Source organism: Angustibacter aerolatus, assembly GCF_054776675.1.
In genome coordinates, this window is sequence record NZ_BAAHBM010000009.1 from 11700 (window position 1) to 37353 (window position 25654).

Here is a 25654-nt window from a genome sequence, read left to right on the forward strand (position 1 = left end):
CGTGGAGATCTCGCCGACCGCGCGGGCGCTGCGGATGCTGGAGGCGCTGCAGGACAGCCCCGGCGTGACGGCCGAGCGGCTGGCCCGGCGGCTCGGCACCTCGGAGCGCGCCGTCCGCCGGTACGCGACGCTGCTGCGCGAGGCGGGCATCCCGGTCGAGTCGACGTCGGGACGGTACGGCGGGTACCGGCTCGGACGCGGCACCCGGCTGCCACCGGTGCTGCTGTCGGCGGCCGAGGCGCTCGGCCTGGTGATGGCCGTGCTCGAGGGCCGGCCGAACGCCGGGCAGGGCGACGTGACGGGCGACCCGGTGGCGAGCGCCATCGCGAAGCTGGTGCGCCTGCTGCCGGCGCAGGTCGCGGAGTCGGTGACGGCGATCCGGCAGGTGACGACGGCGAACGCCGGTGACGCCGCGGTGCCGCCACCCGACCCGCACGTGACGGCGGCCCTGGTGCAGGCGTCGGACGCCGGGCGCCGGGTGCGCGTCACCTACCTGCTGCCCGAGCCGCGCGAGATGGACGTCGACCCGTGGGCGGTGTCGGTGCGCCGCGGCCGGTGGTACCTGCTGTGCTGGTCACACACCCGCGACGCGCAGCGCGTGCTGCGCGTCGACCGCGTGCGCGACGTCCGGGTGCTCGACGAGCGCTTCGAGCGGCCGGCCGGTCTCGATCCCGTCGCGGCCGTCGAGGCGCACCTGAGCACCGGCTGGCGGTACGAGGTGGAGGTGCTGGTCGACGCGCCGCTCGCCGACGTCGAGCGGTGGGTGCCGCGCAACCTCGGCCGTCTGGAGGCGGTGTCGCCGCGCCGCACCCGGCTGACCGGCACGACCGACGAGCCGCGCTGGTACGCCTGGCACCTGGTCGGGCTCGACGCGCCCTACCGCATCGTGTCGCCGCCCGAGCTGCGCGAGGAGGCCCGCACCCTCGGGCGCCGCCTCACCCGCGCCGCCACCGAGCCGCGCACCGCCCGCCCCGGCCCGACGCCCTGACCCGCGTCAGCCCGACCACCCCGCGCAGCCGACGTCGGACGCCCGCCGGCACGGCTCGTCGACCAGCACCGACCGCGCCTGGTAGACGTGCAGCGCCGCGACGCTCCCCTGCACCGTCACCCCGCCGGGCACCGGCTGCCACGTCCCGCCGTCGACGCTGAACCGCCCGGCGTACCGCGTGTCGACCCGCACCGCACGCGTCCCCGTCGCCGCGTACGCGTGCACCACCCCGCCCGCGCCGTCGACCGTGCGCCCCGACGAGCCGCCGTCGCCGAACACGTACGCGAACCACGTCGCGCTCGGCCGCAGCCGCACCCGGTGCCCCAGCAGCGTCCGCGACACCACCTCCCCCGGCTGCACCCCCGCCCCCGGCCACACCACCCGGAACGACGTCGGCAGGTTCACCAGCGTCGCCAGCTCACCCCGACCCGTCGGCCGCGTCGCCACCCCCGCCCGCGCGAACGGCAACCGCCGGAACTCCCGCGCCACCACCGCGGCCGTCAGCACCGGGGCCCGCGCCTTCGAGGCGGACTCACCGCAGGTCGTCCCGCTCTCCGCCCAGCTCGTGAGGGCCTCACCGCTCGCCGACTCACGCCGGCTCCACACCGTCAGGCGGATCCGATCGGGCTGCCCGGTGCTGGCACAACCGTGCACGGCGAGCCAGCACGAGACCTCGGCACCCACCTGCCCGTTCGGGTCGTTCGCGGCGCACGCGAACGTGGTGCGCGTGACGACGTGAGAAGCAGTCGAGCGGGCCGAGCGGACCTGCACGTGCGGTCCGTCGTGGTTCGCGGCGGCTCGGGCGGACCGAGCCGCCAACCGAGCACCACCGCTGCCGCCCGACCCGCGGATGTCGACTCGCAAGCCACCGTCAGACGCGGACGCCGCCGACACCGGCTCGAGCGCCACGGCGAGGCACGCGGCGAGGCCGATGCCCAGCAGGCGCCTCACGTCTGAACCTTCGCGACCTCGAAGTCGGCGAGTCGCCAGGAGTCGCCGCGTCGTACCACCATGACGTTCGCGACGACCGTCTCCGGCCTCTCGCGTCCCCGCACGGCACCACGGCCGTCGACGAAGCGAACCTCCGCCTTGCGGAGCAAGAACTGGAAGACGCGTTCGTGGGTGGTGCTGTACGACAGCTCCTCCATCCCCCGGGCGGCGAACGGCGCCTGCTCGGCGCGCCAGCCCTTGTCGCGGAGCTGACCCTGGGCCTTGACGTAGTAGGAGCAGTACGGGGTCTTCGGTGCACACACGTCTGTCAGCCAATCCTCCTGCGGCCTCGTGAGAGCGCCGTTCAACCGACCGTAGAACGCACTCACGAACGCCTTGGCGCCCTCGACCGTGTCGGCCCGAGCGGCGGCAGGCACCGGGCCGACGGTCACCGGCCCGGTCGGGGTCGCAGCGGTCGACGAGGTGCCGCCCGACCCGCTGGCGCCAGGTCCCGGCGTGGGGATCGCGTACGTGTGCGCAGGCTGCGGCGCGTCGTCCGTGCACGCGGTCGCACCGAGGGCGACGAGCCCGATCGCGAGCGCCCGCCACCATCGCATCAGTTGCCCCATGGACAGGCACCGTAGACGCCTCCACGGCGAACCGGGAACCACGTGCAGCCGCCTGTGGACAACCGGGCACCGCGCTGCCCGCGCTCCGATGGGCTGCGGCACCGTCCCATGGGCGTGCACGCCCATCGAACGGTGCGCCAGCCGACTTCACGTGGCCCGCGACGACCTCGCGGCGGCAGGGTCAGAGGTGGCGCTGCCACTCCGTGGTGACCCCGGTGGGCTCGAAGCCGAGGGCGCGGTTCAGGGCGAGCACGGGGGCCTTGTCGTCGGCGCGAGCCGCTTCTGCCACTCGGTCAGCACGCCGGCCACCTCGAACCCCAGGGCACGGTTGACGGCCAGCATCGGTCCGTTCGTCGTCGCGTTCCAGGTGACGACCCGGCGCACCGACGGCAGGCGAGCGAGCAGCGCGGCGAGGTTCGCGTCCTTCAGCCGTCGGCCCAGGGCGTGGCCGCGGTGCTCGCGCAGCACCAGCGTGTCCCACTGGTAGGCGACGTCCGGCGTGTGCTGCGCGACGGCGAGCGTCGTGTACCCGGCCAGCCGCCCGCTCGGGGCCACCGCCACGGTCTCGACCACCACCCGGCCCTGCGCCCGGGCGATCTCCAGCGACCGCCGCACCCGTTCGGCGTCCCACGCCTCCTGCTCGAGCCGCACGTCGCCGGACGGCGCGTCGGTCGACATGCGCGCGCTCAGCCCGGCCCGCTCCTCGAGCAGCTCCTCGGGGACGGCGTCGTGGTGGGTCCGCAGCCGGTACCCGTCGCCGGGGTCGGGCAGCGAGTCCGGCCGTCGGTCGACGTCGAGGTCCTGACGCAGGTTCTGCTGGGCCGACTCGTACCCGTGCCGCGCCGCGAAGGCCGCGGTGCCCGGCTGCGACCCGGGGGCGAGGTCGCTCTCGAGCACCAGGTCGACCCGGCCGAGCGCCCGCACCCGCCGCTCGAGGTCGGTCACCAGCGCGCTGCCCGCACCGCGCCGCCGCGCCGCCGGCAGCACCATCGCCCGCCCGGTCGCGCTGTGCAGGTTGTCGCGGGTCGGGGCTCGCAGGTCGCCGCAGCCGACCGGGGTGCCGTCGTCGTCGACCGCCAGCACCAGCTCGAGGTGGTCCTGCGAGAGCCGGTGCTGCTCGCGCACCTCGTCGAGCGAGTAGACGGTGTGCCGGTCACCGAACTCGTGCACGCCCGCGGCGGTGTCGACGGCGACCCAGTCGACGAGCAGCTCCGGAGCGGTCAGGGGGTCGACGTCGACGAGGCGCACACCCTCACCGAACCAGACCCGCGGCGACCGGCGGTACGGGTTTTCGGTGCGGCTACAGCGACAGCCGCTCGCGCACGACGCCGGCCAGCCGGTCGGCCAGCGCCTGCGCCTGCGTGGCCTCGCCGGCCTCGACCATCACCCGCACCAGCGGCTCGGTGCCCGACGGGCGCAGCAGCACCCGGCCGGTGCGGCCCAGCTCGTGCTCGGCCCGCGCGACCGCAGCCAGCACGTGCTCGTCGTCGTGAGCGCGGCCCTTGTCGACGCCCGGCACGTTCACCATGACCTGCGGCAGCTTCTCCATGACGCCGGCCAGCTCGGCGAGCGAGCGCCCGGTCGTCGACATCCGGGCGGCCAGCAGCAGACCGGTGAGCACGCCGTCGCCGGTGGTGCCGTGCGCGCTGAGGATGACGTGCCCGGACTGCTCGCCGCCCATGCCGTAGCCGCCGGCCCGCATCTGCTCGAGCACGTAGCGGTCGCCGACGGCGGTCTGCAGCACGCGGACGCCCTCGCGCTCCATCGCCAGCAGCAGGCCGAGGTTCGACATCACGGTGGCGACGAGCGTGTCGTCCGGCAGCTCGCCGGCCTCGCGGAGGGCCAGCGCGAGCACGGCCATGATCTGGTCGCCGTCGACCACCTCGCCGTCCGCGTCGACAGCCAGGCAGCGGTCGGCGTCGCCGTCGACGGCCAGCCCGAGGTCGGCCCCGTGCTGCACGACGGCCTGCTGCAGGTTGCCCAGGTGCGTCGACCCGTAGCCGTCGTTGATGTTCCAGCCGTCCGGCGAGGCACCGATCACGGTCACCTCGGCCCCGGCCTCGCGCAGCAGCCGCGGGGACACGACGCTGGCCGCACCGTGCGCGCAGTCGACCACCACGTGGAGCCCGTCGAGCCGCCCCGGCAGCGCCTGCAGCACGTGCGCCACGTAGTCGTCCGCCGCGTCGACGTCGTAGGTCAGCCGGCCGACGTCGCGGCCGGTGGGGCGCTGCCACGGCTCGCCGAGCCGCTGCTCGATGACGTCCTCGATGGTGTCCTCGAGCTTGTGGCCGCCCTTGGCGAAGAACTTGATGCCGTTGTCGGGCATCGCGTTGTGCGAGGCGGAGATCATCACGCCGAGATCGGCGCCGCGCAGGCCGGTCAGGTACGCGACGGCGGGGGTGGGCAGCACGCCCAGGTCGAGCACGTCGACGCCGGCGCTGGCCAGGCCGGCCACGACCGCGGCGTTCAGGAACTCGCCGGAGGCTCGCGGGTCGCGCCCGACCACGGCGAGCGGGCGGTGCCCGGTGAACGCCCCGGCGTCGGCCAGCACGTGCGCCGCCGCGACCGACAGGTCGAGCGCGAGCTCGGCGGTCAGGTCGCGGTTGGCGAGCCCTCGCACGCCGTCGGTGCCGAAGAGTCGAGCCACGGCGCTCCCCTCTCAGTCTGCGGTCGGACGTGGTCGGACATGCCGACGGCCCCGGGGGGACGGTACTCCCCGGGGCCGTCTGGACGAGGTGGGCGCTGCGGCGACGCGCCGGGCCCGGCCTCGATCAGCGCTTGCTGTACTGCGGCGCCTTGCGCGCCTTCTTCAGACCGGCCTTCTTGCGCTCGATGACGCGCGCGTCGCGGGTCAGGAAGCCGGCCTTCTTCAGCGCGGGACGGTTGGCCTCCTCGTCGACGCCGTTCAGCGCGCGGGCCACGCCGAGGCGCAGCGCGCCGGCCTGACCGCTGGCGCCGCCGCCGTGCACGCGGGCGATGACGTCGTACGAGCCGTCGAGCTCGAGGACCTTGAACGGGTCGCTCACGATCTGCTGGTGCACCCGGTTCGGGAAGTAGTTCGGCAGGTCGCGGCCGTTGATCGACCAGCGGCCGGTGCCGGGCACGATGCGCACGCGGGCGACGGCCTCCTTGCGGCGACCGGTCGCGGCACCCGGGGCGGTCACCGCGACGCGACGGGTCGGCGCCTCGGACGACTCGCTCGTGTAGGTGCTCGGGGCGTCCTCGTCGTAGTCGACGTCGGTGGTGGGCTCAGCCACGGTTCTCCTCGGTTTCCTTCTGCGTTCGGGTGCGGCTGGGTGCGCTTACTGCGCGACCTGGGTGATCTGGAACGGCTGCGGCTGCTGCGCCGAGTGGGGGTGCTCGGCACCGGCGTAGACCTTCAGCTTGCTCAGCTGCTGACGAGCCAGCGAGTTCTTCGGCAGCATGCCGCGCACGGCCTGCTCGACGGCCTTGGCCGGGTGCTTGTCGAGCATCTCGACGTAGGTGCGCGAGCGCAGGCCGCCCGGGTAGCCCGAGTGGCGGTAGGCCAGCTTCTGCTCGCGCTTGTTGCCGGTGAGGGCGACCTTGTCGGCGTTGACGATCACGACGAAGTCACCGGTGTCGACGTGCGGGGCGAAGGTGGCCTTGTGCTTGCCCCGGAGCAGGACGGCGACCTGGCTGGCCAGCCGGCCGAGCACCACGTCGGTGGCGTCGATGACGTGCCACTGGCGGTCGACCTCGCCGGGCTTCGGGGTGTACGTGCGCACGGAAGTAGCCTTCGTTCTCTCACTGCAGGTGGCCGGGCGACTGCTCGCCCGCTGGCAGGTGCGCCCGCCCCCGACGGGCAGGGCGGCGCACAACGACTCCCCAGGGTACCTGCGGGGTGAGCCGAGGGTCAAAATCAGCGCTCGACGAGCACCACCGCGGTGCGTGCGGGGACGCTCACGGTGCCGCTGGCGTCGTCCCACGTCGTCGTCCGCGCGACCGGGTCGGCGCCGCGCGCCTGCACCGGCGACAGCGTCAGGTGGTGGCCCAGCAGGCCGTTCACCTGCTGCGTCTGGCGGTCGGGCGTCGCGTTCAGCACCACCAGCGCACCCCGCAGGCGCGGGTCGACGTCGCGACCGACGGTGTCGTCGATCCGCATCACGATCAGCCCCGCCTTCTGGGTCGACCCGCTCGCCGGGAACGACACCTTCTGCTGGATGAGCTGCGCCGAGCCGAGCCGCAGCAGCCGGGTCGAGGCCCGCAGCCGCAGCAGGTCCTGCGCCTGCGCGGACGCCGTCGCCACCTGGGCGGCGGTCGGCTTCAGCGCCGGGTCCTCCAGCAGCGGCCGCTGGAAGTCCCACTTCGCCTCGTTGTCGGCCTTCGGGGGCAGCCCGTGCCCGAAGCCGTTGTCGGCCCCGGTCCAGTCGAGCCGGTTGAACCAGTCGCCGGAGTCGAAGCTGTTGCGGTCGAGCGACTTGCTGCGCAGCAGGTCGGCGCCGGCGTGCCAGAAGGACGGCGACTGACCGAGGGCCGTGGTGGCCAGCGACAGCGTGTTCATCCGGATGCGGTCGGCCATCGGCGTCGACGTCGGCAGCTTCAGGGTGAGCGCGTCCCAGATCGTCTCGTTGTCGTGGGCGTCGACGTACGACACCACCTCGTCGGGCTCGTCGGCGTACCCGGCCGGCTGGCCGTTGTAGTCGACCTCGTCGCCACGCACCTCCTCGCCGCTCGCGTTGGTGCGGAACACGAAGTCGCGCAGGTTGCCGGCCATGCCGAGCTCGACGAGGTCGGTGTCGTGCGCCAGCGTCGCGGCCTGCTTCGCGGCGTCACCGTTGATCTCGGCCCCGTTCGGCGAGCCCGCCAGACCGGAGCCGAGGCCCTGGGCGCGCGGGTCGTCGTCGAACGGCCCACCGCCGCGGACGGCGTCGCGCAGCCGGTCGCTGAACGTGCCGATGCCGGTGCCGCCGAGGTTGCCCTGCCGGGCCTGCTCGAACAGCGCGTCGTCGGCGACCTCACCGAAGTTCCAGCCCTCGCCGTAGAGGTAGATCGCCGTGCCGTCGACGCCGTCGCGGCGCAGCGTGAGCCGGTCGAGCGCGTGCCGGACGGCGAGCAGGTTCGCCTTGGAGCTGTGGCCCATGAGGTCGAAGCGGAACCCGTCGACGCGGTACTGCTTCGCCCACAGCACCACCGAGTCGACCATCGCCCGCTCGGCCATCGCGTGCTCGGTGGCGACGTTCTGGCAGCAGGTCGAGGTCTCGACCGCACCCGTCTTCGGGTTCAGCCGCTGGTAGTAGCCGGGCACCACGCGGTCGAGCACCGAGGTCGCGGCCTGACCGCTGCTGCTGGTGTGGTTGTAGACCTGGTCGAGCACCACGCGCAGCCCGTCGCGGTGCAGCGCGCCGACCATCGTGCGGAACTGCGCGACCCGCGCGGCCCCGGTGGGGTTCGTCGCGTACGAGCCCTCCGGCGCCATCCAGTGGTACGGGTCGTAGCCCCAGTTGTAGCCGTCCTGCGCCGCGACGGCGGTGACGCAGGCCTGCTGCTGGTCGGACGCCGGGGGCAGCGCGGCCAGGTCGCAGTCGGGGGTCTGCTGCTGCGAGCGCCGCTCGGGGACCGAGGTGATGTCGAACGTCGGCAGCAGGTGCACGGTGTTCAGGCCGGCCTCCGCCAGCGCGCGCAGGTGCTTCGTGCCGTTCCCGGCGTCCGCGAACGCGAGGTAGGTGCCGCGGTGCGCCTTCGGCACCGTGCTGTCGCCGATCGAGAAGTCGCGCACGTGCAGCTCGTAGATCGTCGAGTCGACGGCACGGGCCAGCTTCGGCGACGGCGTGCTGCGCCACAGCGACGGCTGGGTCGACCGGGCGTCGAGGTCGACGGCGACCGATCGGGTGCTGTTCGTGGTCAGTGCGACCGAGTACGGGTCGGTGACCTGGTTGCGCTCGACCTTCAGCGTCGTGGGTGCGTAGACCTGCAGGTCGTACAGGTACTGCGCGCCCAGCCACCCCTTCGGGCCGCGCACCGACCACGAGCCGGCCGCGTCACGCTGCATGGAGACCCGTTGCGCCGCACCGGTCGTGGGCCACACCTTCAGGTGCACGCTCTTCGCCGTGGGGGCCCAGACGCGGAACGTCGGACGGCCGCCCGACCAGCTGACGCCGAAGCGCTGCTTCGTCGCGGCCCTCGAGTACAGGGCGTCCAGCACCCCCGGCACCTGCACCCCGGTGGCGTCGAGCAGCCGGCCGAGGTCGTCGTACTGCGCCACCGCCACCTGCCCGCGCAGGATCGTCTCCGCCTGGCGCCCCGTCTTCGAGCCGAGCTTCAGGGCGAGGAACCCCTCGAGCTGCGGGTACTTCTTCACGACGGACGCCGGGAGGCCGTCGGGGTCGTAGGTCAGTCGCGCCGACGAGCCGCCGGTGAGCGCCTCGTCGTCGACCGCCAGGCCGCCGGTGGCCGACCAGTGCAGCCGCCACGAGACCTGCTCGGGCCGGGTGCCGGCGGGCAGGCCGTCGGCCGGCCACGCGATCGTGCGGCGGTCGACCCAGTGCGCCTTCGCCTTCGTGAGGTCGGGGGCCGCGCCGGGCTTCGACGTGGTCACCGTGAGCACGTGCGTCGCCAGCACGTACGAGAACGTGGTGACGGCGCCCTCGGGCACGGTGAACGGGATGTTCGCGCCGCCCGCCGCGCCGCCCGCGCCGTAGCTCTCGTCCCAGGTCAGGCCGTGCGCGGCCTTGACCTCGTAGCCGCCGGCGGGGATCGCGTCGGTGCGCCAGGTGTAGGTGCCGTCGCCGTCCGGGTCCTGCAGCCACGGGCGCATGCAGTCGGGCGACCAGTCGGCGGGGCAGCCGAGCTCGCTCTGGAACGAGCCGGGCGCGGTCACGATCGGGCCCTGCGCGTCCGACGTCACCCAGTGCGTGCCGTGGTCGTAGTAGAACGAGACCTTGCCCGACCCCGGCACCGTGTAGGGGATGTTGCCGCCGTTCAGCACGGCCTTGTCGCCGTAGTTCTCGTCCCACGTCTTGGCGATGGCCGCCTTGTAGGCGTGGTTCTCACCGGCGGGCAGCTCGTACGTGCCCTTCCAGACGCCGTCCTTGGGGTCGAGGGTGAGCTGGGCCTGGTCGCAGGCCGGGTCCCAGTCGCCGCCGCAGCCCATCTCGCTGTTGTGGTCGCCGGGCACGCTCACGGCCGACGGCTGCGTCACCGGGCCGACCCCGCCGCCGCCGTCGTCGCCGCCGGCCACCGGGTCGCCCACGACGCCGTACGTCGAGGTGCCGTACTGCTTGCCGGCGCCGTTCGTGACGACGGCGCGGTACTCGATCAGCTCGCCCTTCGGCAGGTCGCTGACGTCGTGGAACACCCGGTAGGGCGCGGCGTCGTCGGTGCCGATGAGGTGCCAGTCGGCCTGCCCCGCCTCGCGCCAGCCGAACGACACCTCGACCGGGGTGTTCGCCGGCACCGAGACGCCGACCTCCTGCCGCCCGCTCAGCGTGGCGCCGGGCTGCGGCGACGCCGGGTAGGCGACGGTCGCGGACGACGGGCGGTCGATGCGCTTCGCGCCCTTCCACACCGCCACCGACAGCGGCGGCACGGTGATCGACGTCCGGTTCTCGCGGTCGGTGCGCAGCGTCGTCGAGGTGCCGTAGAGCGGCGTGAAGCGACCCTTGCGGCTGTAGGTGGCGACGTCGACCGTCTTGGCGGACGTCGAGTTGTTGGCGGCCACCAGGTACTCGACGTCGCGGTCGCGGTCGATGCGGCTCACCGCGAACACGCCGGCGGACGACGACGCGTACCGGTGCACCTGCGTGCCGTCGGCGAGCGCCGGGTTCGCCTGCCGCAGCCTCGCCATGCGGGCGATGTCGCGGTAGAGGCTGCTGCTCGGATCGAACCGGTCGATGCTGCCGGTGCGGCCGAGCAGGTCGGCCTGGTCGGAGTAGACCTTCGTCTTCGTGGGGAACATGTCCTGGCGGGCGTTCTGGTCGCCGCCGCTCTCCCCGACCATGCCCTGCTCGTCGCCGTAGTAGACGACGGGCTGACCGCGCACCAGGTACATGAGCTCGTTGGCGAGCCGGTCGCGCGGCAGCAGCTCGGCCGCCGGCACCCCGCCGTCGCGCAGCATCGCCGGCAGCCGGCCCATGTCGTGGTTGCCGGTGAACGTCGGCAGCTCGTAGGCGTTGGAGTCGGTGTCGGTGTAGTAGTCGTCGCCGGCGAACAGGTCGCGCAGCACGGTGGTCGGCTTGCCCTGTGCGAACTGCTTCGCGGCGTCCTGGAACCCGAAGTCCAGCGTCGCGGGCAGCCGGCCCTTCGTCGTGTACGGCGACATGGCCTCGGGCCGCGCGTCGTACACCTCGCCGAACATGAAGAAGTCGTCGTTGCCGATCTTCTTCGCCTCGGCCAGCATCGCCGGCGAGAACCGCTGCCAGAAGCCCATGTTGACGTGTTTCACGGTGTCGATGCGGAACCCGTCGATGCCGAAGTCGACCCACTGCTTGTACACGTCGATCATGCCGTCGCGGACCTTCGGCTGCTCGGTGAACAGGTCGTCGAGGCCGGAGAAGTCGCCGTACGTCGTGCTCTCGCCGGCGAACGTCGAGTCGCCACGGTTGTGGTACAGCAACGGGTCGTTCAGCCAGGCGGGCACCTTGACGGTCTCGTCGGCCTTGGTGCGGAACACCGGGGTGTACGGGAACGACTGCTTGTTCAACGGCGGGAACACGGTGTTCAGCTCGTAGGCGCTGTCGTCGAAGGCCACGCCGTCGGCGTCGCGGTAGGGGCTGGTCGCCTTGTCGACGTAGCTGTACTTCTGCTGCTCGTTGTCGATCACGTCGGCGGTGTGGTTGGTGATGATGTCGAAGAAGACCTTCATGCCCTTGCCGTGCGCGGCGGCCACGAGCGCCTTGAGGTCGGCGTTCGTGCCGAGGTGCGGGTCGACCTGCGTGAAGTCGGTGATCCAGTACCCGTGGTACCCGGCGCTCACGTTGTCGCCCGTGCCCTGCACCGGCTTGTTCTTGAACGACGGCGTCAGCCAGATCGCGGTGGTGCCCAGACCCTTGATGTAGTCGAGCTCGCCGGTCAGGCCCTTGAGGTCGCCGCCGTGGTAGAAGCCCTTGGCCGTCGGGTCGAGCCCGGTCTCGAGGCGCCCCCCGCTGAGGCCACCTGCGTCGTTCGCCGTGGAGCCGTTGGCGAACCGGTCGGCCATCACGAAGTAGTAGCGCTCCTTCGTCAGCCCGGCCCGCAGCGCCGGGCGCACGAAGCGCTTGTCGAGCGCGTCGGTCTGCGAGCCGGGCAGCGTGCCGGGCGAGGCGAAGGTCAGCCGGTGCGTCGTGTGGTCGTACGTGAACTCGAAGTCGCCGCCCTGCGAGCTGTGGACGGGGATGTTCGGGCCGTTCAGCACGCCGCCGGCGCCGTAGTTCTCGTCCCACGAGTCGTTCAGCGCGGCCTTGACGTTCCAGCTACCCGGCGGCACGAAGACCTTGCCCTGGAACACCGAGCTGTCGCCGACGCGCGGCAGGTGGGTCAGCGCGCAGTCCGCCTGCCAGTTGTCGTCGCACCCGACGGCGGACTGGAAGTCGCCGGCCACCGTGACGGACGTCGGCAGCGGGGTGTCGCCGTCCGCCGCCCGGGCCGTCGGCGGGGCCGGCAGCGCCAGCAGCGCCGCGAGCAGCGCCAGGACGGCGAGCGCCGCCGTCGTCGGGTACCGGTGGGCGGTGGTGGTGCGGCGCATGACGGCTCCTGGCGCTCGGACGACGTCGTCCTGGTTCTGCAGCTGATCACCGTTGCGGACCCGCACCGGTTGGTCCCGAACTGTAGACCGCACAGGGCGGCCACAGGAAGAGCCTGTTGCAACTTCTTGCAAGATCTTGCAGAGGTCAGTCCGGGGTCGACCAGGCCCGGCTGACCGGCAGCAGGCAGAGCACGGCGGCGAGGGCGGCCGGCAGCACGAGGGCCACGGCTGACAGGTGGTACCACCACGGTGCCGGGTCACCCAGCGAGCCGAGCGCGTTCAGCGCCACGACCGCTGCGGCCGCGCCGGCGCTGACCAGCGACCAGCGGTGCCGGGTCAGCCCGCGCAGCACCAGCAGCAGGTAGACGGGGCCGCCGAGCACGGCGCCGAACAGCGCCGAGTCGCCGATGATCGGGTGGTCGCGCTCGGCCACCTGCTGGTCGACGAACTGCGTCATGTCGAGCCCGACCGAGCGACCGTAGGCGTCGACGAAGAGCGGCGCGTAGTGCGCCGCCATCCAGCACCGCAGCACGCCCAGCACCACCACCGGCACGACGAGCAGCACGGCGACGCGCAGCTGCCACGGCGCGGCGCCCCAGGCCGCGCGCAGCGGCGGGTGCCAGGAGCCGTCGACCAGCTCACCGCGCCAGCCGATGTCGTCCGGATCGGGCTGGTAGCTCATCGCTCGCGCACCACCCTGCCCTCGTCCCACACCGGCTGCGGGTGCTCGGCCACGCGCCCGTCGGCGCCGAACACCAGGAAGCGGTCGAAGCCGCGGGCGAACCAGCGGTCGTGCGTGACCGCCAGCACGGTCCCCTCGTACGCCGCGAGCCCCTCCTCCAGCGCCTCGGCCGAGTGCAGGTCGAGGTTGTCGGTCGGCTCGTCGAGCAGCAGCAGCGTCGCGCCGCTCAGCTCGAGCAGCAGGATCTGGAACCGCGCCTGCTGCCCGCCGCTCAGCGACTCGAAGACCTGCTCGCTCGCCCGGGCCAGCTCGTAGCGGTCGAGGGCGCGGGCCGCCTGCTCGCGCGGCATGCCGTCGCGGTGCTCGTCGCCCCGGTGCAGGATCTCCAGCAGCGTGCGGCCCAGCAGCGCAGGGTGCTGGTGGGTCTGCGCGAACCACCCCGGCCGCACCCGCGCACCGAGGCGCACCGTGCCGGCGTGCCGCACCGGCGCGATCTCGACGTCGCCGACCGGCTGGTGCTCGACGTCCGGGTCGGAACCGCCGGCCGCCAGCAGCCGCAGGAAGTGCGACTTGCCCGAGCCGTTCGCCCCGAGCACCGCCACCCGCTCGCCGAACCACACCTCGAGGTCGAACGGACGCATCAGCCCGGTCAGCTCGAGCCGCTCGGCGACCACGGCGCGCTTGCCGGTGCGGCCGCCGGTGAGCCGCATCTTGACCTGCTGCTCCTGCGGCACCTCCTGCGGCGGGCCGGCCTCCTCGAACTTCGCCAGCCGCGTCTTCGCCGCCTGGTACCGGCTGGCCAGCCCGTCGTTGTACGCCGCCTTCACCTTGTACATCTGCACCAGGTCCTTGAGCTTCTGGTGCTCCTCGTCCCAGCGCCGGCGCAGCTCCTCGAGCCGGGCGAACCGCTCGCGCCGGGCCTCGTGGTACGTCGAGAACCGCCCCGGGTGCACCCACACCGTGCTGCCCGCGGCGCCCGGCTCGAGCGTCGCGATGCGGGTCGCGGCCTGGTCGAGCAGCTCGCGGTCGTGGCTCACCAGCAGCACCGTCTTCGGCGTCTCGCGCAGCCGCTGCTCGAGCCAGCGCTTGCCCGGCACGTCGAGGTAGTTGTCGGGCTCGTCGAGCAGCAGCACCTCCTCGGGCCCGCGCAGCAGCGCCTCGAGCACCAGCCGCTTCTGCTCGCCACCGCTGAGCGTGTTCACCGGCCGCCACTGGGCCTTCTCGTACGGGATGCCGAGCGCCGCCACCGTGCAGACGTCCCAGAGCGTCTCGGCGTCGTACCCCCCGGCGTCGGCCCAGTCGGCCAGCGACTGGGCGTACCGCATCTGCGTCGGCTCGTCGTCGGTCTCCATCATCGCCAGCTCGGCCGCGTCGACGGCGGCGGCCGCGGTGCGCACCGGCGCGGGCGCCACCGACAGGAGCAGGTCGCGCACCGTGCTGTCGTCGCGCACCTGGCCGACGAACTGGCGCATCACGCCGAGCCCACCGCTGCGCGTCACCGCACCGCCGTGCGCGTCGAGGTCGCCGGCGATGATCCGCAGCAGCGTCGTCTTGCCGGCGCCGTTCGGCCCCACCAGCGCGACGACCGCACCGTCGCCGACGCGGAAGCTCACCTCGTCGAGCAGCGGCCGCCCGTCCGGCAGCACGAACCCGATGGCGTTGACGTCGACGTGGCCCACGACGACGAGTGTGCCGCGCCGCACCGACACCCGACCATCGCGTTTCGCGCGAGGCCCGAAACCCGTTGCGCCCCTGGACGACGCGCGCCTACCGTCACGGCCGATCCCGACGGAGGTGTCGCGTGGCGCTCGACCTGGTGGCGATCTGCTTCGACGGGCTCGACCCGGTGCGGCTCGGCCGGTTCTGGGCGGGCGTGCTGGAGCGCGAGCTCGTCGAGCGGCCGGCGGGGCCGACCCTGCTGCCGGACGACGAGCGCGCCGTCCCCGTGCGGTTCCTGCCCAGCACGCTGCCGAAGTCCGGACCGAACCAGGCGCACCCCGACCTGTGGACGGCGAGCGACGAGGACCAGCGGGCCACGGTCGAGCGGGCGCTGGCGCTGGGCGGCCGGCACCTCGACGTCGGGCAGCGGCCCGAGGAGGGGCACGTGGTGCTCGCCGACCCCGAGGGCGACGAGCTGTGCGTCGTCGAGGCCGGCAACGGGTTCCTCGCCGGCTGCGGGCGGTTCGGGGCGCTGTCGAGCGACGGGCTGCGCGACGTCGGCGTGTTCTGGGCCGCCGCCCTCGACTGGCCGCTGGTCTGGGACCAGGACGAGGAGACCGCCGTCCAGTCGCCGCACGGCGGCACGAAGATCAGCTGGGGCGGCCCTCCCCTGGCGCGGCGCGACGGGCCGAACCGGGTGCACGTCGACCTCGTGCCCGTGGCCGGCGCCGACCTCGACCACGAGGTCGAGCGGCTGCTCGGGCTCGGCGCGGCGCACCTGCCGCCCGACGGCTGGCCCGGCGCCGGGCACGCACCGTCGGACGACGGCCGGGTCGTGCTGACCGACCCCGGCGGCAACCCGTTCTGCGTGCTGCCGCCGGGCTCGTCGTCCTGACCCTCAGGCGTGCGCCGGGGCGCCGTCGGCGGCGGCCTCGAGGTCGGCGATCACCAGCCGGCTCATGCCGAGCATCGCCTGCGTGGCGCGGGCGGCGCGCTCGCGATCGGGGTCGCTCTGCAGCTCCATGAGCCGGGTGGGCACGATCTGCCACGAGACGCCGAAGCGGTCCTTGAGCCAGCCGCACCGCGACTCCTGGCCGCCGTCGGCGATCAGCCCGTCCCAGTAGTGGTCGACCTCGGCCTGGTCGGCGCAGCTCACCATGATCGAGAACGCCTCGGTCTGCGGGAACTGCGGTCCGCCGTTCAGCCCGGCGTAGTCCTGCCCGTCGAGGTTCCAGGTCACCACGATCGGCGTCTCGGCCTCGCCGTCCGGCATCGCGTCGTTCGTCGGCACCTCGCTGGTGATCCGCGAGTTCGGGAACAGGCTGCAGTACAGCCGGGCGGCGTCCAGCGCCGTCCCGTCGAACCAGAGCCACGGGGTGGTCTTGGGCATCGCGTCCTCCTGCAAGGGGTTCGTGGAGCGTCTCGGGGTGCAGACTCCCACGCGGCCCACGACTCATCGCCCGACGACCTGCCGCTCTCGTGGGGGTGCGCGGCGCTCTCGTGCCCCGGCGGTGGCAGCTCGGCGTCAGGCGGGCTCGGCGAGGACGTCGTCGACGAGGTCGAGCAGGGTCTGCTCCCCGACGCTGCTCAGCACCCGGGCGGCCACCCGGCCCCGGCGGTCCAGCACCAGCGTGGTCGGTGGCGCCGGGGCCAGACCGCCCAGCTGCTGCACGACCCGGCCACCGTCGAAGCGGAACGACGGGTACTCCGCGTGCACCCGGCGCTGGAAGGCCGCGGCGGTCGCCGGCGAGTCCTGCACGTCGACGCCGACGAACGCGACGTCGTCCGCCCGGCGAGCGCGCTCGACCCGGGCGAGCGCGGGCGCCTCCTCGACGCAGGGCGGGCACCACGAGCCCCACACGACCACCACCGTCACCCGGCCGAGGAGGTGCCCGGTGTCGAGCGGCTGACCGTCGAGCGCCGTCCCGTGCAGCCGGACGACGCCGCGCCGATCCGCCGGGTGGACGACCTGCGTCGGCGACGACCCACGCCCCCCACCCGAGCGAGCGGCCCCGGCCACGGAGTCGGGCCCGGCGCAGCCGGCGACGAGCACCGTCACCCCGATCACGGCCGCCACGACGTGTGCTTGTCGTCGACTCACGGTTGTCAGGGTAGGCGAGGGGTGCAGGCTCAGCCCAGGCTGCGGACGGCGCGGGTCTGCGCCGCGCGACGGGCCAGCTCGGCGTCCGGCGGGTAGTCGACGCGCTCGAGGGTGAGGCCGTGCGGCGGGACGACGGACACCGCCGGGTCGCGCACGACGGCACCCAGCACCTGCGCCGGCCAGTCGACGTCCCGGCGTCGCTCGCCGACCGGCAGCAGCGCACCGACCAGCGCACGCACCATCGAGTGGCAGAAGGCGTCGGCGACCACGTCGGCCACGACGAGCCCGGCGTCCACCTGACCGGGCTCGGGGCGCGACCAGGTGTAGGTCAGCAGGGTCCGCACGGTGGTCGCCCCCGCACGGCGGCGGCAGAACGCGGCGAAGTCGTGCAGGCCGACGAGGCGGCTCGCGGCCTCGGCCATCGCGTCGACGTCGAGCGGGCGTCGGTGGTCGAGCACGTCGAGCCGGCGCAGCGGGTCGACACCGCCGGGTGGCTCGCTGACCCGGTAGCGGTAGTGCCGGTGCCGCGCCGCGAACCGCGCGTCGAACCCGTCCGGCGCCGGCGCCGCCACGTGCACCCGGACGTCGGGGGGCAGCACCCCGGCGAGCCGGCGCACCAGCGTCTCCCCCGGCGGCAGGTCGCCGCGCCCGGGCAGCGCGCTCCACGCCGGCACCGGCAGGTCGACGTGGCAGACCTGGCCGCGCGCGTGCACGCCCCGATCGGTGCGGCCGGCCACCGTCAGCGCCACCTCGGGCAGCCGCAGCACGGTCGCCAGCGCCGCCGACAGCTCGCCCTGCACCGTGCGCAGACCCGGCTGCACCGCCCAGCCCGCGAACGCGGTGCCGTCGTAGGCCAGGTCGAGCCGCACGCGCACGAGCCCGCCGTCCCCCTCGTGGGGGGCGGCGGGCTCGTGGCGGTCCGGGCGCGAGGCGCCCGAGGTGTCGATCAGGCCTTGCCGTCCTCGACCGCGTCGTCGACCGCGGCGTCGGCGAAGTCCGCGGCCGCGTCGGCAGCGGCGTCGGCCTCGGCGGCGTCGGCGGTACCGGGCGCCTCCTGGGCGACGACCTCGGCAGCGGCCTCCGCGCGGGCGGCGGCGTCGACGGCGGTCTCGACGTCGTCGGTCGCCGCGGCCTCCTCGGCCACCTGCGCGGCGACGTCGGCCTCGGCAGCCGCGGCGGCCGAGCGGGTCGTCGTGCGGCTCGCACCACCGCGACGGGCAGCCGCGGTGGTCTTGGCGCCACCGGTCAGCGGCTCGCGGACCAGCTCGATGACGGCCATCGGCGCGTTGTCACCCTTGCGGGGGGCGATCTTCGTGATGCGCGTGTAGCCGCCCTGGCGCTCGGCGACGTCGGGCGCGATCTCGGTGAACAGCCGGTGCACCACGCCCTTGTCGCTGATGACCGCGAGCACGCGACGGCGCGCGTGCAGGTCGCCGCGCTTGGCGAACGTCACCAGGCGCTCGGCGAGCGGACGCAGCCGCTTCGCCTTGGCCTGCGTCGTGGTGATGCGGTCGTGCTCGAACAGCGCCTGGGCGAGGTTGCCGAGGATGAGCCGCTCGTGCGCCGGGCCGCCGCCGAGGCGGGGACCCTTGGTGGGCGTGGGCATGGTGGTCGATCTCCTACCGGTCGGTCAGGGGTGGGTGCGTCGGTCCGGGACCGATCAGTACTGCTCGTCCTCGGCGTACGCCGCGTCGTCGTCCGCGCCGTACGCCTCGACGGCGGCGGCGGGGTCGAACCCGGGCGGGCTGTCCTTGAGCTGCAGGCCCATGCCCGCGAGCTTGGCCTTCACCTCGTCGATCGACTTGGCGCCGAAGTTGCGGATGTCGAGCAGGTCGGCCTCGCTGCGCCCGACGAGCTCACCCACGCTGTGGATGCCCTCGCGCTTCAGGCAGTTGTACGACCGGACCGTGAGCTCGAGCTCCTCGATCGGCAGCGCCAGGTCGGCCGCCAGCGCGGCATCCGTCGGCGAGGGGCCCATGTCGATGCCCTCGGCCTCGACGTTGAGCTCGCGGGCGAGGCCGAAGAGCTCGGTGAGCGTCTTGCCGGCCGACGCCATCGCGTCGCGCGGGGCGATGCTCATCTTGGTCTCGACGTCGACGACGAGCTTGTCGAAGTCGGTGCGCTGCTCGACGCGGGTGGCCTCGACCTTGTAGGTCACCTTCAGCACCGGCGAGTAGATCGAGTCGACCGGGATGCGGCCGATCTCGGCGTCGCCGGACTTGTTCTGGTTGGCCGAGACGTAGCCGCGACCGCGCTCGACGGTCAGCTCCATCTCGAGCTTGCCCTTGCCGTTCAGCGTGGCGATGTGCAGGTCGGGGTTGTGCACCTCGACACCCGCCGGCGGGGCGATGTCGGCGGCCGTCACGGCGCCGGGACCCTGCTTGCGCAGGTACATCACGACCGGCTCGTCGTGCTCGCTGGAGACGACCAGCTGCTTGACGTTGAGGATGATCTCGGTGACGTCCTCCTTGACCCCGGTGATCGTGGAGAACTCGTGCAGCACGCCGTCGATGCGCAGGCTGGTGACGGAGGCACCGGGGATCGACGACAGGAGGGTGCGGCGGAGCGAGTTGCCGAGCGTGTAGCCGAAGCCGGGCTCGAGCGGCTCGATGACGAACCGCGAGCGGTACTCGTCGACCGACTCCTCGGTGAGCTGGGGGCGCTGTGCGATGAGCACTGTGGTGTTTCCCTTCCGGAGACGTCCGCTATTTGACGCCTCGTGACGCGTGCGCCGCTCTGGGCGGCGCCCCCGGCCGGTCTCGGTACGCCGGACGGGGTCGTGCCGCACCGGGCCGGTCGTGACCGACCCGGTGCGTGGCCGTCAGACCCGGCGGCGCTTGGGGGGACGGACGCCGTTGTGCGGGACCGGCGTGACGTCCTGGATCGAGCCGACCTCGAGGCCGGTCGCGGTGAGCGAGCGGATCGCCGTCTCGCGGCCCGAGCCCGGGCCCTTCACGAAGACGTCGACCTTGCGCATGCCGTGCTCCATGGCGCGGCGGGCGGCGGACTCGGCGGCGAGCTGGGCCGCGAACGGCGTGCTCTTGCGCGAGCCCTTGAAGCCGACCTGGCCGGCCGAGGCCCAGGCGATGACCGCGCCGCTGGGGTCGGTGATCGACACGATCGTGTTGTTGAAGGTGCTCTTGATGTGAGCGTGCCCGGCGGCGATGTTCTTCTTCTCCTTGCGGCGCACCTTCTTGGCGCCCGCAGCGGTACGGCCCTTGGGAGGCATCTGTCTCTCCTGCTGTGTCTACGAGGGTGGGTGGGGCGGCGGTCGGCCGGGGCCGACTAGCGCGCCTTCTTCTTGCCGGCCACGGTGCGCTTCGGACCCTTGCGCGTGCGCGCGTTGGTCTTGGTGCGCTGACCGCGCACCGGCAGGCCGCGGCGGTGGCGGATGCCCTCGTAGCTGCCGATCTCGACCTTGCGGCGGATGTCGGCGGCGACCTCGCGGCGCAGGTCACCCTCGAGGCGGTAGGTCGCCTCGAGGTGGTCGCGCAGCTTGACGAGGTCGTCCTCGGTGAGGTCGCGGACCCGGACGTCGGGGCTGACGCCCGTCGCCTCCAGGGTCTTGGTGGCGCGGGTGCGACCCACGCCGAAGATGTAGGTGAGCGCGATCTCGACGCGCTTCTCGCGCGGGAGGTCGACGCCGATCAGACGTGCCATGTGGCTGGTCCTCGTTCTGTCCTGCGGAGGTCTGGAGCAGCGCCGGTCCCCGCCGGCCGGCGGGGTCCCCGGCCTCCGCGGCCGGGGGTGTCGTCCTGATCCGTCGAGCGGGTCAGGGGTCGTGCGCTGCTGGGGTACGACGACGTGCGGGTGGAGCTGCTCAGCCCTGGCGCTGCTTGTGGCGCAGGTTCTCGCAGATCACCATGACCCGGCCGTGACGGCGGATCACCTTGCACTTGTCGCAGATCTTCTTGACGCTCGGCTTGACCTTCACTGCCAGCTCGTCGCTCTCGTGTGTGCGGATGAGACGTGGTCGGGCCCGACACGCGACGCGTCCTCGACAGGCGAGGACGCGGGCACGACGAGCCGACACAGCAGGATACGTCATGCGAGCACGCGGACCCAAATGCGCTCGGGCTAGGCGGTGATGGTCCCGTGCTCGAAGGTGCAGCGCTGCGTGCCGTCCGCGGCGGTGGTGGTGTCGGACGTCGGGTAGCCGTACCGCCCGGCCTCGCTGCCGGCCGCCCGCCACGCGGCGAGCACGCGGCCGGTCACCGCTCGGGCGGTGATGGTGCCCGGCCGCACCCACAGCTGGCCGCGGTCGAACGCCTGGCCGACACCGCCGCCGCGCCGGGACACCGCCCGGTCCGTCGGGTAGCCGAGGCCGCGCTCGTACCCGGCTCGCCGCCAGGCGGTGAGCACGGGGCCGGTGATCCGGAAGCCGCGGCCGCCGGAGCGCGCCCAGATCTCGCCGCCCTCGAACCACTGGCCGCGCCCGCCGCCCTGCCCGGCGACCGCGTCCTTGTGCGGGTACCCCAGCAGGCCGCCCTCACCGCCGGAGGCACGCCACTCGGTGTGCACGGCACCGACCACCGCCGACGTCCTCGTGCGCGGGCTGTCGCACACCGCGCCGTGCTCGAACGGCTGCAGCCAGCCGCCGTCCGCCGCGGCCCGGCGCGCCGCCGTGGGATAGCCCAGCGGGCTCGTCTCGCGCCCGAGCGCCGCCCACTTCGTCGACGCCGCGCCGTGCACCACCTGCGTGGTGGTGCGGTCGCTGTCGATGGTGAAGCCCTTCTCGAACGCCTGCACCCAGCCGTCGCCGTCCTTCGACGTCACCCGCCGGCCGGTCGGGTAGCCGAGCACCCCCTTCGGGCCCGACACCGCGAGGTACGCCTTCAGCGACGCGCCGTGCACCTCCCACGCCCCGGTCGACCTCGTGTGCAGGATCCGGCCGCCGGCGTAGACGACGTACCGGCCCCGGTCGTCGCCCACCGCCCGCTCCGGGCCCTGCGAGGCGCCGAGCACCGACCCCTGGGCGCCGATCGCGTCGTACCGCTCCAGGATCGGCCCGCAGCCCTGCAGGCACGGCGCGTTGTGCTCCGCGGTGGCGTCGTCGACCAGGGACGTCGTCGTGCAGTTGTCCCACTTGTACGGCGCGACGCAGCTGACCACGCGGCAGGCGACCCCGCCGCTGCACCGGACGTGCGTGTTGCACTGGCCGTACCGGAACGCGTTGCAGCAGTGCCGCCGCTGGTCGCACTGCCCGGCCGGCCCCGTGCCGCAGCTGCAGCTCCAGCACCTCGAGTCGCAGATGTGGTCGCCGCTGCAGCCGCTGGAGCAGTCGCTGCAGGTCGCGTTGCAGTCGACGATGTACCGGTAGCCGCCGCAGCACCACGACGAGTCGGCGGCCTTCCACCAGCCGGCCGTGAAGGTGCCGGGCGGGCACGAGTTCTTGCCGCCGTTCACCGTGCAGCACATGACGGTGTACCCGGCGGACGCCTTGGTGTCGGGGCCGCACACGCTGGCGTAGGCCGTGCCGGGCATCAGCACGTACCCCTTCGGGTCGAGCGCGATGGCCGACCCGACGACGGCGGTCTGCGCCAGGAAGCCGCGCCGCGAGAGCCGGTCGAGGCCCTTGGCGACCCGGCCCACCAGCCACGACACCGGACCGGCACCCGGGGCGGTGGCCGCCTCGAGGGCGGCGAGCCCGGGATCGGCCGGCCGGCTCGACGCCGTCGGGGCCTCGGTGGTGGTGCTCACGGCATCGCTCCCTGTCGTCGCAGCGCGGTCGCGCTCGTGACCTGCATCGTGCCCACCATCGCCTCGGCCCTCGGCACCAGCGCCATCCGGCGCGAGTGCGCCCCGAGCACGACCAGCAGGCAGAACGCGCGACCACCCTCGGAGTAGAAGTGCTGGGCGGCGCTGACGTCGGGCAGCGACCGCTGCAGCCCGTTCAGCCGGAACTGCGAGGGCCGCAGCGTCGGCCGACCCTGCACCTCGAACAGCCCCTGGTCGGCGACGTCGGTGCCGAACTCGACGAGCGACACGAACACGTCCTGCGGGCCGAGCAGGTCGACCACGCCGCTGCCGAAGTCGCCGCGCTGCGCGGGCAGCGCCCGGGTGCAGGCGTGCACGACGGGGTGCGTGACCTCGTGCTCGGTGGCCGGCTCGCGGCGGTAGATGCGAGCCTCCCACCCGGCGGGCGGCGCCAGGCTGAGACCGAACCTCGACATGCGCATCAGACGGTTCCTCCCACGAGCAGGGCGGCTGGGACGGCGACGGCACCCGCGACGAGCGCGCTGCGGGCCACCAGGTCGGCCGGGCGGCGCCACCGCTCGAGCCGGTCGAACACGCGGTGCAGGTCGGCGGCCGACGTGGCCCGGCGCAGGGCGAGCAGCGGCAGCGCGCGCACCAGCCCGAACACCCCGCCGACCAGCGCACCCGCCGCCGGCGAGCCGGAGAGGACGGCGAGCAGCCAGGTCGCGTAGACGGTCGAGCTGGTCACGATGGTCACCAGCCCGGTGCCGAGCTGGACGCCGAACCCGCCGCCGTAGACCCACCCGCGGTACCGCGCGAGCCACGCCTCGTCGACCTGCCGTCGCCACGAGGGCGGTCCGAGGTCGCCGGAGCGGACGTCGAGCACCAGCCCGACGAGCAGCGCCAGGGCGACCAGCGCCGCGGCCGGCCACGCCGCGCGCCAGGCGCTCGGCAGCAGGCCACCGAGCAGCCCGGCCAGCACGCCGGTGGCGGCGCCGGCCGCGACCGAGCCGAGGAGGTAGGCGATCGTCGTGACCGCCCACCGGTTCGCGCGTGCCCGCTCACCGAGCGGGCTGATGCTGGACAGCATCGACTCACCTCACGGGGACCAGGTCGAGCGGACGGCGGCGACCAGCGCCATGGGCAGCCCGACCGCGAGCGCGACGGTCGCCGGCGACGTCACGGGCGCCCGGCGTGGTCGTGCCCCGCGTGGTCGGCGTGGTCGTGGCCCGCGTGGTCGGCGTGGTCGTGGCCCGCGTGGTCGGCGCCGTCCCGCACGTCGAGGTCGTCGAGGTCGTCGAGGTCGTCGTGGCCGGCGTCCGGGGGCTCGTACAGGCTGGCGTGCCCGGGGTGGATGCCGGCGCCGAGCAGCTCGCGGTCCGACCGGGCGAGGTCGGCGGGGCCGTCGACGGGCGCGAGCAGGGGTCCGCCGTGACCACCGGGGGTGCGCACACCGGCCGGGTACGGCCGCGACGGGTCGCGCCCGGCGCCGCGGCGCGCGTCCTCGGTGTCGGCGACGGACTGCCCCATGAGGTTGCTGACCTGCGCCCAGGTGGTGGCCGACCCCTCCCCCGTGATGACGCCGTCCTCGACGTACACGAAGTACGGCGAGCCCGGCACGCCGTAGTCGGTCCACGCCGCCGACGACTGCACGACCTCGAGCCGGTCGCCGGCGAGCGTGCGCAGCGCGCTCGAGCTCTCCTGGTCGGGGCCCTTGGAGACGACGACCAGCCGCGCGTCGCCGGGCACGGCGACCGGGCCGGCGGTGAGCTCGGACCAGAACGTCTGGCAGACGCCGCAGCCGCTGGACAGGAAGGCGACGAGCGTGCGCCGGCCCTCGCCGCGCACCGGCACCAGCACCTCCTCGCCGGTCAGCGAGGTGCCCACGACGTCGGCGCCGACGAGGCTGTCGGGGCGCAGGTTCGGCACGACACCGGCCTGCAGCTCGACCTCGACCGGCCCGGCCGAGCCGCCCGCCGCGGCCGCACCGGCGGCGTGCCGGCCACCGCGCTCGAGCTCGAGCCCGGCGCCCAGCTCGTGCAGCGCCCGCAGGATGAGCGCGTGGCTGCGCAGCAGGCCGACGACGAGCACGGCGAGCAGCAGGACGGCGACACCCTCGGCGACGACGACGGCGATCACGAGCGACCTCCAGCAGGTGCGGTGGCGCCGCCCGACGACGTCCGCCTCGGTCGGGCCGACGCCGAGCGCACCGCGGCCGGCGTCAGCGTGGGCAGCACGGCGATCACCAGGTAGGCGAGCAGGGCGACGAGCGCGGCGCTGCCGAGCAGCGCCAGCGTGGTGGGGCGAGCGAGGTCGGCCGCGTGCCAGACCGGCGCGGACGGCGGGGCGATCGCGAGCAGCCCGGCCGCCACCGCCAGCAGCGCCGTGACCAGCAGGTGGCTGCGGGTGGGCGGGGTGTCGGGCTTGCCGAAGCAGCCGCACGAGGCGAGGACGCCGCCGCGGCGCAGGGCGAGCGCCACGAAACCGGTGAACGCCAGGTAGGCCAGGGCCACCAGCACCGCGCTGAGCCGCCCCGGACGCAGCAGCGCCAGCACCCCGACCGCGACCTCGCCGGCGGCGAGGACCCGGACGGCGGACGGCCCGGCGGGCAGGCCGGCCGAGCGGAGGGCCGTGACCAGCGAGGACGGCGCCACGACCTTGGGCGCACCCGCGAGCACGAGCAGGGCGGCGGCGGCCAGGAACGGCCCGCTGACGATCTGCCACATGGGGCGAAACTACACGCGAGCGGACGCCGACGAGCGCGGATCGCCGCACCCGGTGGCAACTACGCGGTGCATCAGGGCAGGAACGTCGGGGACAGCTCGACGCCACCGTGCTCGAGCACGTCGTCGCACCAGGCGAGCATCTCCTCGAGCATGTCGGCCGACTCCACCTCGGCGAGCAGCTCGTCCAGCGCCACCGGGTCGACGGGGCCGACCACCCGCCGCATGGGCAGGCCGTCCCGGTAGACCACGGTCGTGGGCGTGCGTCGCACGTGGTGCGCGGCCGCCAGCGACGGCCGGGTGCCGGGGTCGACCTCGTAGACCGGCACCTGCGGGCGCCAGCCGGCCACCACCTGCAGGTCGCGCCGGTAGCCGGCGTCCTGGTCGTCGTCGCCGACGAACGCGAGCACCGCGGGCCCGGTCGCCAGCACCTGCGCCTGGTGCTCCGCGCTGCGCGGGAACCACCGCAGGGCCGGGCCCCCGGCCAGCAGCGTGCCCGTGCGCCGGGCCGGGCCGGTCGGCGGCACCTGTCGAGGTCGGTCCACTGGTCTCACCCCTCTGCGTCG

At 74.0% G+C, this 25654-nt stretch carries 25 protein-coding genes; 2 read left to right on the forward strand and 23 right to left on the reverse strand.

Annotation, left to right across the window (positions count from 1 at the left end; all coding sequences use genetic code 11):
- Window position 1: 1 nt before the first annotated feature.
- The gene (locus tag ACYVI6_RS03820) at window positions 2-988 is read left to right on the forward strand and encodes a helix-turn-helix transcriptional regulator (RefSeq protein ID WP_460445103.1); all 987 of its coding nucleotides are present in this window, start codon (window positions 2-4) and stop codon (window positions 986-988) included.
- A 6-nt stretch (window positions 989-994) separates the two neighbouring features.
- On the opposite strand, the gene ACYVI6_RS03825 is transcribed toward ACYVI6_RS03820, so the two are convergent.
- The 9 genes from ACYVI6_RS03825 to ACYVI6_RS03865 all read right to left on the reverse strand — a co-directional run bounded on the left by ACYVI6_RS03825 (window position 995) and on the right by ACYVI6_RS03865 (window position 14587).
- On the reverse strand, window positions 995-1495 hold the full coding sequence (locus ACYVI6_RS03825; protein ID WP_460445104.1) for a hypothetical protein: 501 nt from the start codon (window positions 1493-1495) through the stop codon (window positions 995-997).
- A 440-nt stretch (window positions 1496-1935) separates the two neighbouring features.
- The gene (locus ACYVI6_RS03830; protein WP_460445105.1) at window positions 1936-2547 is read right to left on the reverse strand and encodes a hypothetical protein; all 612 of its coding nucleotides are present in this window, start codon (window positions 2545-2547) and stop codon (window positions 1936-1938) included.
- A 240-nt stretch (window positions 2548-2787) separates the two neighbouring features.
- On the reverse strand, window positions 2788-3795 hold the full coding sequence (locus ACYVI6_RS03835; RefSeq protein ID WP_460445106.1) for a GNAT family N-acetyltransferase: 1008 nt from the start codon (window positions 3793-3795) through the stop codon (window positions 2788-2790).
- Window positions 3796-3847: 52 nt separating this feature from the next.
- Window positions 3848-5194, reverse strand: a complete 1347-nt coding sequence (gene glmM / locus ACYVI6_RS03840; RefSeq protein WP_460445107.1) for a phosphoglucosamine mutase — start codon at window positions 5192-5194, stop codon at window positions 3848-3850.
- A gap of 124 nt (window positions 5195-5318) precedes the next feature.
- The gene (gene rpsI, locus ACYVI6_RS03845; RefSeq protein ID WP_460445108.1) at window positions 5319-5804 is read right to left on the reverse strand and encodes a 30S ribosomal protein S9; all 486 of its coding nucleotides are present in this window, start codon (window positions 5802-5804) and stop codon (window positions 5319-5321) included.
- A 45-nt stretch (window positions 5805-5849) separates the two neighbouring features.
- Window positions 5850-6293 carry a 50S ribosomal protein L13 gene (gene rplM, locus ACYVI6_RS03850; RefSeq protein WP_460445109.1) on the reverse strand — a complete coding sequence of 148 codons (444 nt, stop codon included), beginning with the start codon at window positions 6291-6293 and terminating at the stop codon, window positions 5850-5852.
- 134 nt (window positions 6294-6427) lie between these two features.
- Complete coding sequence (pulA, locus tag ACYVI6_RS03855; protein WP_460445110.1) at window positions 6428-12226, reverse strand: pullulanase-type alpha-1,6-glucosidase; 5799 nt, start codon at window positions 12224-12226, stop codon at window positions 6428-6430.
- Between the two features lie 145 nt (window positions 12227-12371).
- On the reverse strand, window positions 12372-12908 hold the full coding sequence (locus ACYVI6_RS03860) for a hypothetical protein (RefSeq protein ID WP_460445111.1): 537 nt from the start codon (window positions 12906-12908) through the stop codon (window positions 12372-12374).
- Window positions 12905-14587 (reverse strand): ABC-F family ATP-binding cassette domain-containing protein, encoded by a 1683-nt coding sequence (locus ACYVI6_RS03865; protein ID WP_460445112.1) that lies wholly within the window; start codon window positions 14585-14587, stop codon window positions 12905-12907. Before ACYVI6_RS03865 ends, ACYVI6_RS03860 begins: the two co-directional genes overlap by 4 nt.
- Before the next feature lie 122 nt (window positions 14588-14709).
- On the opposite strand from ACYVI6_RS03865, the gene ACYVI6_RS03870 reads away from it, so the two are divergent.
- Window positions 14710-15462, forward strand: coding sequence for a VOC family protein (locus tag ACYVI6_RS03870; protein ID WP_460445113.1), 753 nt, complete (start codon window positions 14710-14712; stop codon window positions 15460-15462).
- Window positions 15463-15465: 3 nt separating this feature from the next.
- On the opposite strand, the gene ACYVI6_RS03875 is transcribed toward ACYVI6_RS03870, so the two are convergent.
- The 14 genes from ACYVI6_RS03875 to ACYVI6_RS03940 form a co-directional block, all read right to left on the reverse strand.
- The gene (locus ACYVI6_RS03875; RefSeq protein WP_460445114.1) at window positions 15466-15957 is read right to left on the reverse strand and encodes a VOC family protein; all 492 of its coding nucleotides are present in this window, start codon (window positions 15955-15957) and stop codon (window positions 15466-15468) included.
- Between the two features lie 135 nt (window positions 15958-16092).
- Window positions 16093-16668: a TlpA family protein disulfide reductase gene (locus ACYVI6_RS03880; protein WP_460445115.1), complete on the reverse strand. Its 576-nt coding sequence runs from the start codon at window positions 16666-16668 to the stop codon at window positions 16093-16095.
- 29 nt (window positions 16669-16697) lie between these two features.
- Entirely contained in the window at window positions 16698-17543 is an 846-nt protein-coding gene (gene truA / locus ACYVI6_RS03885; protein WP_460445116.1) for a tRNA pseudouridine(38-40) synthase TruA, read from the reverse strand.
- Between the two features lie 71 nt (window positions 17544-17614).
- Window positions 17615-18274: a 50S ribosomal protein L17 gene (gene rplQ, locus ACYVI6_RS03890; protein WP_460445117.1), complete on the reverse strand. Its 660-nt coding sequence runs from the start codon at window positions 18272-18274 to the stop codon at window positions 17615-17617.
- A 54-nt stretch (window positions 18275-18328) separates the two neighbouring features.
- Complete coding sequence (locus ACYVI6_RS03895) at window positions 18329-19345, reverse strand: DNA-directed RNA polymerase subunit alpha (RefSeq protein WP_460445118.1); 1017 nt, start codon at window positions 19343-19345, stop codon at window positions 18329-18331.
- A gap of 144 nt (window positions 19346-19489) precedes the next feature.
- Window positions 19490-19897, reverse strand: coding sequence for a 30S ribosomal protein S11 (gene rpsK / locus ACYVI6_RS03900; RefSeq protein ID WP_460445119.1), 408 nt, complete (start codon window positions 19895-19897; stop codon window positions 19490-19492).
- 56 nt (window positions 19898-19953) lie between these two features.
- On the reverse strand, window positions 19954-20328 hold the full coding sequence (rpsM, locus tag ACYVI6_RS03905) for a 30S ribosomal protein S13 (RefSeq protein WP_460445120.1): 375 nt from the start codon (window positions 20326-20328) through the stop codon (window positions 19954-19956).
- 160 nt (window positions 20329-20488) lie between these two features.
- A complete protein-coding gene (rpmJ, locus tag ACYVI6_RS03910) occupies window positions 20489-20602 on the reverse strand; it encodes a 50S ribosomal protein L36 (RefSeq protein WP_009740505.1) in 114 nt (37 codons plus the stop codon).
- A gap of 143 nt (window positions 20603-20745) precedes the next feature.
- Complete coding sequence (locus tag ACYVI6_RS03915) at window positions 20746-22368, reverse strand: hypothetical protein (protein WP_460445121.1); 1623 nt, start codon at window positions 22366-22368, stop codon at window positions 20746-20748.
- A complete protein-coding gene (locus tag ACYVI6_RS03920) occupies window positions 22365-22847 on the reverse strand; it encodes a hypothetical protein (protein ID WP_460445122.1) in 483 nt (160 codons plus the stop codon). Before ACYVI6_RS03920 ends, ACYVI6_RS03915 begins: the two co-directional genes overlap by 4 nt.
- Window positions 22847-23455: a hypothetical protein gene (locus tag ACYVI6_RS03925; RefSeq protein WP_460445123.1), complete on the reverse strand. Its 609-nt coding sequence runs from the start codon at window positions 23453-23455 to the stop codon at window positions 22847-22849. Before ACYVI6_RS03925 ends, ACYVI6_RS03920 begins: the two co-directional genes overlap by 1 nt.
- An 89-nt stretch (window positions 23456-23544) precedes the next feature.
- The gene (locus ACYVI6_RS03930; protein ID WP_460445124.1) at window positions 23545-24504 is read right to left on the reverse strand and encodes a thioredoxin domain-containing protein; all 960 of its coding nucleotides are present in this window, start codon (window positions 24502-24504) and stop codon (window positions 23545-23547) included.
- Complete coding sequence (locus tag ACYVI6_RS03935; protein ID WP_284289762.1) at window positions 24501-25091, reverse strand: MauE/DoxX family redox-associated membrane protein; 591 nt, start codon at window positions 25089-25091, stop codon at window positions 24501-24503. The genes ACYVI6_RS03930 and ACYVI6_RS03935 overlap by 4 nt, the downstream gene beginning before the upstream one ends.
- A 71-nt stretch (window positions 25092-25162) precedes the next feature.
- Window positions 25163-25633 carry a thioredoxin family protein gene (locus ACYVI6_RS03940; protein WP_460445125.1) on the reverse strand — a complete coding sequence of 157 codons (471 nt, stop codon included), beginning with the start codon at window positions 25631-25633 and terminating at the stop codon, window positions 25163-25165.
- Window positions 25634-25654 lie beyond the last annotated feature (21 nt).

Coding starts and splice junctions, on each gene's coding strand:
- ACYVI6_RS03830 (WP_460445105.1), bottom strand. CDS start 2,547: ATGGGGCAACTGATGCGATGGTGGCGGGCGCTCGCGATCGGGCTCGTC.
- pulA (WP_460445110.1), bottom strand. CDS start 12,226: ATGCGCCGCACCACCACCGCCCACCGGTACCCGACGACGGCGGCGCTC.
- ACYVI6_RS03860 (WP_460445111.1), bottom strand. CDS start 12,908: ATGAGCTACCAGCCCGATCCGGACGACATCGGCTGGCGCGGTGAGCTG.
- ACYVI6_RS03875 (WP_460445114.1), bottom strand. CDS start 15,957: ATGCCCAAGACCACCCCGTGGCTCTGGTTCGACGGGACGGCGCTGGAC.
- rplQ (WP_460445117.1), bottom strand. CDS start 18,274: ATGCCCACGCCCACCAAGGGTCCCCGCCTCGGCGGCGGCCCGGCGCAC.
- rpsK (WP_460445119.1), bottom strand. CDS start 19,897: ATGCCTCCCAAGGGCCGTACCGCTGCGGGCGCCAAGAAGGTGCGCCGC.
- rpsM (WP_460445120.1), bottom strand. CDS start 20,328: ATGGCACGTCTGATCGGCGTCGACCTCCCGCGCGAGAAGCGCGTCGAG.
- ACYVI6_RS03920 (WP_460445122.1), bottom strand. CDS start 22,847: ATGCGCATGTCGAGGTTCGGTCTCAGCCTGGCGCCGCCCGCCGGGTGG.
- ACYVI6_RS03925 (WP_460445123.1), bottom strand. CDS start 23,455: ATGCTGTCCAGCATCAGCCCGCTCGGTGAGCGGGCACGCGCGAACCGG.
- ACYVI6_RS03935 (WP_284289762.1), bottom strand. CDS start 25,091: ATGTGGCAGATCGTCAGCGGGCCGTTCCTGGCCGCCGCCGCCCTGCTC.